General features: G+C 72.4%; 6 protein-coding genes and 1 pseudogene. 6 read left to right on the top strand and 1 reads right to left on the bottom strand.

What is annotated here, in order from left to right; translation table 11 throughout:
- The first annotated feature begins 335 nt into the window (after positions 1-335).
- A complete protein-coding gene (locus AB0B40_RS30610; RefSeq protein ID WP_362266762.1) occupies positions 336-1,346 on the top strand; it encodes a Ppx/GppA family phosphatase in 1,011 nt (336 codons plus the stop codon).
- Between the two features lie 548 nt (positions 1,347-1,894).
- On the opposite strand, the gene AB0B40_RS30615 is transcribed toward AB0B40_RS30610, so the two are convergent.
- On the bottom strand, positions 1,895-3,022 hold the full coding sequence (locus tag AB0B40_RS30615) for a GNAT family N-acetyltransferase (RefSeq protein WP_362266764.1): 1,128 nt from the start codon (positions 3,020-3,022) through the stop codon (positions 1,895-1,897).
- 1,140 nt (positions 3,023-4,162) lie between these two features.
- Between AB0B40_RS30615 and AB0B40_RS30620 the strand changes: the two are divergent.
- The 5 genes and pseudogenes from AB0B40_RS30620 to AB0B40_RS30640 all read left to right on the top strand — a co-directional run.
- Positions 4,163-6,142: pseudogene (locus AB0B40_RS30620) on the top strand (TIM-barrel domain-containing protein); the annotation flags it as partial.
- Positions 6,143-6,364: 222 nt separating this feature from the next.
- Complete coding sequence (locus tag AB0B40_RS30625) at positions 6,365-7,579, top strand: carbohydrate-binding protein (protein ID WP_345057625.1); 1,215 nt, start codon at positions 6,365-6,367, stop codon at positions 7,577-7,579.
- Between the two features lie 111 nt (positions 7,580-7,690).
- The gene (locus AB0B40_RS30630) at positions 7,691-8,467 is read left to right on the top strand and encodes a polysaccharide lyase family 7 protein (protein WP_362266766.1); all 777 of its coding nucleotides are present in this window, start codon (positions 7,691-7,693) and stop codon (positions 8,465-8,467) included.
- A 92-nt stretch (positions 8,468-8,559) separates the two neighbouring features.
- The gene (locus AB0B40_RS30635; RefSeq protein ID WP_345057621.1) at positions 8,560-9,021 is read left to right on the top strand and encodes a hypothetical protein; all 462 of its coding nucleotides are present in this window, start codon (positions 8,560-8,562) and stop codon (positions 9,019-9,021) included.
- Between the two features lie 196 nt (positions 9,022-9,217).
- Complete coding sequence (locus AB0B40_RS30640; protein WP_362266768.1) at positions 9,218-10,204, top strand: hypothetical protein; 987 nt, start codon at positions 9,218-9,220, stop codon at positions 10,202-10,204.
- Positions 10,205-10,434 lie beyond the last annotated feature (230 nt).

Consider the following 10,434-nt stretch of genomic DNA (forward strand, 5'->3'; position numbering starts at 1 on the left):
TCGCGAGCCGTGCACGGGCACGAGCGGAACTCCGTGCAGCACCCTGGACATGGGTATGACGCATGCGCATGCACCTCACGAACGGTTGGGGCGCGACAACGCACCTCGGCAACTGCCGTCCACTTCACCGGCCGCAGGTGACGACCACCGGCTCGCGAGCCGAAGGAATCGCGACGGGTGTGTGAACTCGGCAGCACCGCCAGTCGATGTCTTCCCACGCGCCCGGCAGCTCACGCGGGCCGCCGGCCGGTCCTGAGGCGCACGCCCGGACCGCTGTGCACCGGCACGCCCCCCGTGCGAGGGGTCGTAGCCGTTGAAGTGGGTACTTCCCGGCCATGCGGGTGAGTGTGGTGGATGCGGGATCGAACACGGTCCGACTGGTGATCGCGGATGTGGAGGGTGGCGTTCCGCTGCCGGTGCACACGGTCAAGTGGAAGCTGCGCCTGTCCGAACAGGTCGGTCCGGACGGCACCATCGCCGACGAGGCGGTGGAGCGACTGGTCAAGGCGGTCGCCGCGGCGGGCGCCACGGCGCGCCGGTGGCATGCGGCGGGCCCGCTGGCCTTCGCGACCGCGGTGGTCCGCAACGCCCCGAACCGCCATGAGGTGCTGCAGCGCGTGGCGTCCGGTACGGGGATCCGCATGTGCACGCTGCCCGGTGAGACGGAGGCCGAGCTGACCTTCCTGGCGGCCCGGCGCTGGCTGGGCTGGAAGGCGGGCCCCCTCGCGCTGCTCGACATCGGCGGCGGCGCGCTGGACGTGGCCTTCGGACGGGGCCGGCTGCCCGACTTCGCCGCGTCCCTGCCGCTCGGCGCGAACCGGCTGACGCGGGAGTACCCGGGTGTCCTGGACCCGCCCGGGCCCGGTGAGCTGAAGGAACTGCGCCGCCGTATCCGCCATGAACTGCGGGACGTGGCCTCGCGGATCCGCTGGGAGAGCCCGCGCACGGCCGCCGTCACCTCCCGTACGTTCCAGCAGCTGGCTCGGCTGTGCGGGGCCGCGCCGGGGCGGTTCGGACCGTTCGTGGAGCGGGAGCTGGCCTGCCGGGACCTGCGCGCGGCGGTACGCGTCCTCGCCGAACTGCCCGCCGCCGAACGTGCCCAGCTGCCCGGGATCTCCGCGCCGCGCGCCGCCCAGAGTCTGGCCGGGGCGGTCGTCGGACACACGGCCCTGAAGCTGATGGGCCTGCCCCGGGCCGTAGTGTGCCCGTGGGCGATCCGCGAGGGCGTGCTGCTGCGGTACGTGGAGGACGGCGCCGACTGGTGGACGGACGCCACCGGCGCGGCCGACACAGCAGAGACGGCGCCCCCGACGGCACCTCTACGCATCGCGAGCCCGTCGGCGTGACCGCGCGACGGGTGACCGCGCGACGGGTGACCGCGCGACGGGCGACCGCGCGACGGGCGACCGCGCGACGGATGGCCGCGCGGCAGATGACTGCTCAAGCCGCTGACCAGGCGGCGGATCTCCGCACTCCCGGCCGCACGAGCGGCGGCGGCGCAACGGGCCACTGCTCGGCCGCCCGACCACACGGCAGACGACCGCACCCCGGCCGCACGAGCGGCGGCGGCGCAACGGGCGACTGCTCGGCCGCCCGACCACGCGGCGGGTGACGGCACGCCTGACGCCCCGGCCTGACCGGACGACGGACGAACCCTGTCGGGGGTCCCTCGCGGAGGCCGGTGGGATCACGGGGCGGTGCCGGCCACGGTCTCCAGCAGTGGGAGGGCGTCCCCGCCCCCCGGCCCCCAGCCCCCGGCCCCCGGCCCCCGGCGGAAGTGGTGTGCGACACCGCCGGGTTCGGGCCGGTGCGGTTCACGTGAGCCGGCCCAGTACTCCCCATGGCGTCCCGGCACCGGCCTGACGGGCGGCCTCGCGGGGCCGGTGCCGTCGGCTCAGTCGGAGCGCGGCGGCCGGGCACGGACCCCGGCGGCGACGGACTCCTGGCCGCGCGTCCGCAGGGTGCCCACGGTCCGCAGCAGCCGGTCGGCCGGCTCGCGCAGCCCCGGGTGGGCGAGCACCGTGTTGCGCAGGCCGCGCACCGGCCGGCGCCACAGCCGGTGGGCCAGCGCCACCGGGTGCGGGCGGGCGGCGAACCCCTCGCCGACCCGGAGCTCCCGGGTCTTCAGCCAGTCCTTGTACTCCTTGTCGCCACGGCCGAGGTCCACCAGGGTCACCCCGTGCCGGGCAGCCGCCTCGGCGGTCCGCAGGTGCATCATCAACCCAGGTGAGTAGCTCGGGAGTTCGGGATCGTACGCGGTGAACCAGGCCGCCAGCACGGTGCTGGACCGGGGTCCGAAGTGGGCCGCGACCGGTCGGTCGCCCGCGTACAGCACGGACAGCACCCCGGTGAAGTGCTCCTCGCGGACGTGGAAGAGGTGGTCGGCCAGGCCGACGATCCACGGCCGGGAGAACCGGTCCATGCGGCCGGTCCTGCGGTACTGCGCGGACTTCCACCGCATGAGGGTGCGCAGCATCCGCGGGTCGCGTTCGTCGAACTCGAACCGCACCTCGCCGACGTCCCGGCCGAGCCGGCGCTCCTTCTTCAGGGTCGTCCTGGCCAGCCCCGGGTACGCGCCGCGCAGCCACTCCGGGTAACTGCCGCCGCCCGGTTTCACATCGATCACCGGTGAGGCGAAGGTGCCGGTGACATGGGGTTCGAAGGGCCGTTGCTCCTGGACGAGATGGTCGAACTCGAAGATGCTGAGCCCGCAGGCGCGCAGCAGTTCCCGCGTGCTCCAGGTGACCCCGGGCCGGTGCACGAGGGCCTGGCAGTCGGACAGGCCGAGCCCGATGGCCCGGCCGGTGCCGAAGGGCCCGCGCTCGTACGGGAGGAAGCCGACCGGTTCCGTGCCCTCGCGCAGCACGGCCACCCGGACCCCGCCGCGGAACCGGCCCACTCCGATGGCGAACTCCGGGGCCAGGAAGGGATTGGCGTACTCGGGCGACTCGTCCATCGCCCGGTGCCAGGCCGCGCGCAGTTCGGACGTCAGCTCGCCGGGTCTGTGGATGGTGATCCGCACCTCAGCTCGACCGCCCTTCCGCCGCCTGCGCCGGCGGTGCGTCACGGGTGTCCCCCGTCGCCGGTGCCGGCCGTTGACGATGGTTCGTGGATGGCATGGGCGACCTCTCCCCCCATGACGCGCAGGGCGCGTCGTCCCCTTGGTTCCTGTGTCCGCCGGCCCCGCCGCGCGTGTCCGTTCCGCTGTCGGCAGCCGGGGTCCCGGGCCGTGGGACAGGGGCCGCTCCTCCCGAAACAGCACGCACGCCGCCAAGGATGCCTCAGGCGACTGACGGTTCGCCACAGGTATGCGGACATCGGTGACGACTCAGGATGCAGGGTACGTTTCTCCGCCCCCTGGCCCGCGGAGGTGATGCGGCGGATTCCTCCGTTCCAGGCGCGCCGGGCCCCGCCGCGCGGGGGTCTGCCCTCTGCCCTGCGGGCACTGCCGCAGCGTCCCGCGGTATTGACATGAACCTGCACCAACCCCGAGGCTCATGCGTGAAGTTGCTCGATTGGTGCTCGTTTCAAGCGCATCCGAGCATTTTCCGTTTCCGTGAGGATTCCCGATCCGCAAGGATGCGAGGGGAGCTGTTCCGCCGTGCGAAGACTCCGACACCGTGTGCCGTGGCCGGCCTGGACACCGCTGGGGCTGGCGAGCGTCCTGGCCGCGACCGCGCTCGCCGCCCCGGCCCCGGCCCAGGCCGCCGCCACCGCGACCGGCGCCGTACTGGACCCCGCTCACAGCAGTGCCGGCTGGCAGAGCCCGGTCTACGACAAGGGAACCGGCGGCGGGCCGGAGAAGTGCCCCGCCGCCGCCGACGACCCCGGCGGCAAGGTCTGCGACCGGTTCGACCTGACCGTCTCGGTGCCGGACGGCTACTGGGACGACAACCCCGAGGGCGGCGTCCCGCTGTCGATCACGTGGCAGCAGCCCTCGGACGACTTCGACCTGTACGTCTACGACGAGCACGGCAAGCAGGTGGCCTCCAGCGCGGGCACCGCCGACCCCGAGGCCACGGTGATCCCGCGCGCCTCGGGGACGTACCACGTGGTCGTGGTGCCGTACGACGTGCACGGCGCCTCCTTCACCGGCACCGCCTATCTGCCCGCGACCACGGACGCCGGCGATCTCACGTCCTTCGCGGGCGGTGACGGCAGCTACACCATCGGGGCCGGGCGGCTCGCCGCCCGCGCCGACTTCCTGGCGGGAGGTCAGCTGCGGCTCCAGGCCGACCCGTCGGGGTCGCTGAGCGATCCGGCCGGTACCGCCATCGTGCGCGAGCGGCCCGCTCTCCAGCGGCACACCTCCTCCTTCGACGCGGGCGCCTACTACGGCATCCGCTCCCCGGAGGCCGTGCTGCGCGTGTACAAGAAGCCGCTGCGGTTCGGGCTGTACGAAGCCGACAACCGCACCCGGATCTGGCAGGAGGACAAACCGCTGCGCTGGTCGACCGGCGGGATGCGGCAGAGCCTCGCGCGCGGCGAGGACGAGCAGTTCTTCGGCGGCGGCGAGCAGAACGGCAGCTTCTCGCACCGCGGGCAGACCATGTACGTGGCCAACAGCTTCGACTGGAACGAGGGCGGCTACAACAACTCCCAGCCGTTCTACCTCTCCAGCGCGGGCTACGGCGTCTTCCGCAACACCTTCGCACCGGGCGTCTACACCTTCGGCTCACCGGTGACCACCGGACAGCAGGAACGGCGCCTGGACGCCTACTACTTCCTCGGGGACGCGAAGCAGGTCATCGGCAAGTACACGGCGTTGACGGGCAAGCCCTTCATGCCCCCGGTGTACGGCCTGGAGCCGGGCGACTCCGACTGCTACCTGCACAACGCCAACCGGGGCGAGCGGCACACCCTGGACGCGCTGAAGACCGCCGACGGTTACACCGAGAACAAGATGCCGCTCGGCTGGATGCTGGTCAACGACGGGTACGGCTGCGGGTACGAGAACCTCGAACAGACCGCGAAGGGCCTCGAGGACCACCAGGCGCAGCTCGGCCTGTGGACCCAGGACGGCATCGACAAGCTCGCCGACCAGGTCAGGGCGGGCCAGCGCGTGGCCAAGCTGGACGTGGCGTGGGTCGGCAACGGCTACAAGTTCGCGCTGGACGCCTGCGACGCGGCGAAGAAGGGCATCGAGGACAACAGCGACGCGCGCGGTTTCGTCTGGCTGCCGGTGTCCTGGGCGGGCGCCCAGCGCTGCGGGGTGCTGTGGAGCGGCGACCAGAAGCTGTCCTGGGACTACATCCGGTGGCAGATCCCGACCTATGCCGGGGCGACGATGTCGGGCATCGCCTACAACACCGGCGACGTGGGCAGCATCTACCGCCACGACGCCAAGATGTACGCCCGCGACCTGCAGTGGAAGGCGTTCCTGCCGGCCGTCATGACGATGGACGGCTGGGCCAGTGACATCACCACCGGCAAGCCCGCCGACCAGCAGCCCTGGCGGGACGGAGAGCCGTACACCTCGGTCAACCGCAAGTACCTGCAGCTGAAGGAGCGGTTGCTGCCGTACATGTACACCCTGTCCGCCCAGGCGGCGAAGACGGGCGTGGGTGCGGTGCGCCCGCTGTGGCTGGAGTACCCGGACGATCCCGGCACCCTCGGCGCGGAGGCCAGGTACGAGTTCCTGTCCGGCCCGGACTTCCTCGTCGCGCCGGTGTACCAGGACTCCGACACCCGGGACGGCATCCACCTGCCGAAGGGCACCTGGACCGACTACTGGACCGGTCGCACCTACCGGGGCCCGACCACGGTCAACGGCTATCACGCCCCGCTGGACACCCTGCCGCTCTTCGTGCGTGAAGGCGCGATCGTCCCCATGTGGCCGAAGGGCACGACGAGTTGGCAGACCCGCGACCGGCACGAGCTGGACTGGGACCTGTATCCGGCGGCGCACGGCACCAGCCACTACACGCTGTACGAGGACGACGGCGTGACCCGTGACTTCACCGGGGGCGCGGCGGCCACCCAGCGGGTGTCGGTGCGCGGCGACTCCCGGGGCACCACCGTCACGGTCGGCGCGAGCAGGGGCGAGTACGCGGGCAAGGTGGACGCACGCGCGTACCGGTTCACCGTGCACGGCGACACCGCGCCGGACCGGGTCCTGCTCGGCGGGCGCCAACTGCCGCGCGGCGCCTGGACGTACGACGCCTCCGCCCGTGTCACGACCGTCACCACGGCGCGGCTGCCGCTGGACCGCGGATTCACCGTGCGACTGGTCGACGAGAGGTAAAGGAACCGTATGGTCTAGTCCAAAGAGGAGGTTGGTCTAGTCCAACTCATTGACGTGACCGCAACAGCTCCCGGAGGGTGGGGCTCCCCGCATCGGGGTCCCCACCCTCTGGAGGCACGCATGAGACGTCTTCGGGCATGTCTGGGCGCGGCGGCTGCCGTGACCCTCACCGCGGCCGGCGCCACCGCACTGGTCGCGGGCAGCGCCTCGGGCGCGACCACCGCGCTCGGCAACCGCTGGTACGCCGCCGCCCCCTACCTGATGCCGCTGGACAACGACCCGCCGGACGCGTCCGCCATCATGGACGCCACCGGCCTGAAGGCGTTCCAGCTGGCCTTCGTCCTCGCCCCCAACGGCGGCGGGTGCACCCCCACTTGGGGCGGTACGGCGCCGGTCTCCTCGGACACGGCCGTGCAGTCGGTGATCAACACCGTCCGGGCCAAGGGCGGCGACGTCTCGGTCTCCATCGGCGGCTACGGCGGCACCAAGCTCGGCCAGGCCTGCGCGGACCCGGCGTCCACGGCGGCGGCCTACCAGCAGGTCATCACCAAGTACGGGCTGCACGCCATCGACTTCGACCTGGAGGAGCCGGAGTACGAGAACACCGCGGCCGTCAGGAACGAGATCGGCGCCGCGAAGATCCTCCAGCAGAACAACCCCGGGCTGTACGTGTCCGTGACCACGGCCGGCACGGCGGACGGCACCGGCTGGTTCGGCAAGCAGATGCTGCTGGAGGCCAAGTCGCAGGGCTTCACCCCGAACAACTTCTCCATCATGCCGTTCGACGGCGGCTTCAACGGGGCGGCGAGCCAGACCGGCGCGCTCACCAACTTCAACTCCATCCTCCAGTCCACCTTCGGGTGGGACCAGGCGACCGCGTACGCCCACGAGGGCTTCTCGGGCATGAACGGCCGCAGCGACACCGGGGAGTACTTCACCCAGGCCGACTTCCAGACCGTGCTCGACTACGCCACGAGCCACCACATGGACCGGTTCACGTTCTGGTCACTGAACCGCGACCGGCAGTGCACCCCGGCCGACAACGGCGGCCGTACGTCCGGCACATGCTCCAGCGTGACCCAGAGCGCCTGGGACTTCGCCAAGTACTCGGTGAAGTTCGCCGGCGTCACCCCGCCGACCACCACGCCCACCCCGACCCCGACGCCGACACCTACGCCGGCCTCCTGCAAGACGGCGTGGAGTGCGACGGCGACGTACACGACGGGGAACGAGGTCTCCTACGCCAAGCACAACTGGAAGGCCAAGTGGTGGACCCAGAACGAGGCGCCCGGCGCGTCCGAATGGGGCCCCTGGCAGGACGAGGGCGCCTGCTGACCTCTTGACGTGTCAGGTTCAGAGCTTTAGCTTCTCGGGTCACCGACGAACAAGGATGCGTTCAGCGTTCATCAGCCTGAACGCATCCTGATCCGACGAAGGGACCCCCACATGACCCGGTCACGGCTTCTCGCGGCACCGGCCGCCGCGGGCCTCGCCCTCGCCCTCACCCTGCTCAGCGCCGGCGCCGCCGGTGCCGCCGACCCCGGGAAGGCTCCCGGCGGCAACTTCGACCTGTCCGTCTGGCAGCTCCAGGAGCCCGTCGGCTCCCCCGGCAAGCCCACCACCATCCCCTCGTCCCGGCTCCAGGGCGCGAACGGCTACCAGGACGCGTACTTCTACACCGACTCCCGCGACGGCGCGATGACCTTCTGGGCTCCGGAGAAGGGCGTCACCACGCCGAACTCCAACTACGCCCGCTCCGAGCTGCGGGAGATGAACCGCGACGGCAGCGCGGCCGACTGGTCGCTCAGCGGCTCCCACCGGCTGAGCGCCACGCTGCGGGTGGTGTCCGTGACGAAGAACGTGTGCGTCGGACAGATCCACCTGGGTTCCGGCGGCTCGTCCACGAAGCCGCTGGTGGAGCTGTACTACCACGCGAACGGGGACATAGTCCTCGGCACCGAGGACTCGCCGTCCGGCGGCCAGACCCCGCACACCGTCGGGCACGTGTCCCTCGGCAAGACGTGGACCTACACCATCGCCGTCTCCGGCGGGAACACCGTCGACCTGACCGTGAACGGCACCACCACCCACTACGGCATCCCGTCGTCCTTCAAGCCCTACAAGCAGTACTTCAAGGCCGGCTCCTACAACCAGTCCTCCTCGGACAGCACCACCAACGGCGCCCGCGTGGCCTTCTACGGGCTGACCGTCTCCCACGGCTGATACCCGGCCCGACCTGCGTGACTGGTGCTATCACCGGGACGGTCGTAGCGTCGGGGGAACGCGTCGGACACGGCACGACAGTGGGAGCGGCCATGCGCGGGTCATTGGTGGGAACGGCGGTCACGCTGGCGGCAGGAGCGCTGCTGACAGCGACGACGACAACGGCGACGGCCAGTCCGCCGACCGACGCGATGACGCCTGCCCGGACCAGCTCGTCACAGCCCGTCCTGGTCGACTGCCTGTGGCACCGCACCGTCCGCCCCGACGACTTCCTGCTGGCCTGCGGCGACGGCAACAGCCGCCTCACCGGACTCCACTGGGACAAGTGGAGTCCGCACGGGGCGACCGCCGTGGGCCTGAACCTGGTCAACGACTGCAAGCCGTACTGCGCGGCCGGCACCTTCCACGCCTATCCGGTGACCATCCGGCTCGACGGCTCCCAGCGCTGGAAGAAGCATCCGGAATTCCAGCGCTACAGCCGGATGAGCCTCACCTACCCGGGGGTTCGTCCGGACGGCTACAAGCAGGTCATGGACTACCCGCTCTGGGACTGAGGGGCCCGGCATCGGTCCCGGTGCCGCGGAGAGACGCCCCGGCCGGGCGTCACCCGGGCGCCCCTCGTACGGCACGTCACGGTGGTCCGCGCGGGCGATCCCGCGGCCCCGGCTGCCGCCCCCGGTGACCCGTCCCCCGTCATGTTGGTGTGGCCCCGCACGCCGGCGCCCCGCGCGCCGACCGAGAAGAGGTCACATGCCCCGACTCCTCCGTCCGACCGGTGCCGCCCTCGGCGTGCTCGCGCTCGGCCTCGTGGCCGCGGTGCCCGCCGCGCCCGCCGCCGGTGACGAGCCGCTCATCACCGACGCGCGTGTCGTCGCCCGCTTCGGTCTGTCCGCCGGGCAGACGCCCGGGAACATCGCGCTCGAACCCGACGGCTCCGCCGACCTCACCTTCGCCTTCGCCCGCGCGGTCGCGCACGTCACCGTGGACGGGACGACCACGTCGCGCGCGCGACTGCCGGAGGTGGCGAACCCGGACACCCCCGTCGTCCACAGTGCCGTCGTGACCGGCATCGCGCGGGCCCACGACGGGACGCTGTACGTCAACTACGCCACCGGTACCAGCGCGACCGGCGTCTGGCGCATCTCCCCCGGCGGCGCACCGGAGCGGATCGCCCAGCTGCCGCCCGACGGGTTCCCCAACGGCCTGGCCCTCGACGAGGGCCGGGGCGTGCTCTACGCCGCCGACTCGGTCCGCGGCACCGTCTGGCGCGTCCCGCGCACGGGCGGCCCGGTCACGGCGTGGGCGACGGGGCCGGCGCTCGCTCCGCGCCCGGCGCCGCCGGCCTCCGGCCTCGGCGCCAACGGCATCAAGGTCCACCGGGACTCCGTGTGGGTGTCCAACACCGACCGGGGCACACTGCTGCGCATCCCCGTGCTCCAGAACGGCTCCGCCGGCCCCGTCGAGACCCGGGGCGACGGGCTCGACGGCATCGACGACTTCGCCTTCCCCGGGTACGGCAGGAGCGCGCTGGTCGCGCTCGGCACCGGCGGAAAGCTCGTGCTGGTGCGCCCGGACGGCACCGTCACGACCCTGCTCACCGCGACGGACGGCCTGTCCGGCCCGACCTCCGTCGCCGTCCGCGGCAGGACCGTCTACGTGCCGAGCGCCGCCTTCTCCACCCGCCGCGATCCGAACCTCCTCCTCGCCCACCTGCGCCACCTCATCGGCCGCGGGTAGCGGGAACCCGGCCCACACCGACCCCAGTCACCGCCGACCGACCCCCAGTCGCCGCCGACCGACCGCCCCGGGCCGGCGGCGACCGCCGGGCACGACCGGGCCGGACGGGGACGGCCACCGGCACGACCCGCCGGACGGGGGCAGCCACCGGCACGACCCGCCGGACGGGGGCAGCCACCGGCACGACCCGCCGGACGGGGGCAGCCACCGGCACGACCCGCCGGACGGGG

The sequence above is a fragment of the Streptomyces sp. NPDC042638 genome, from assembly GCF_040647235.1.
GTDB classification, from domain to species: Bacteria; Actinomycetota; Actinomycetes; order Streptomycetales; family Streptomycetaceae; genus Streptomyces; species Streptomyces rameus.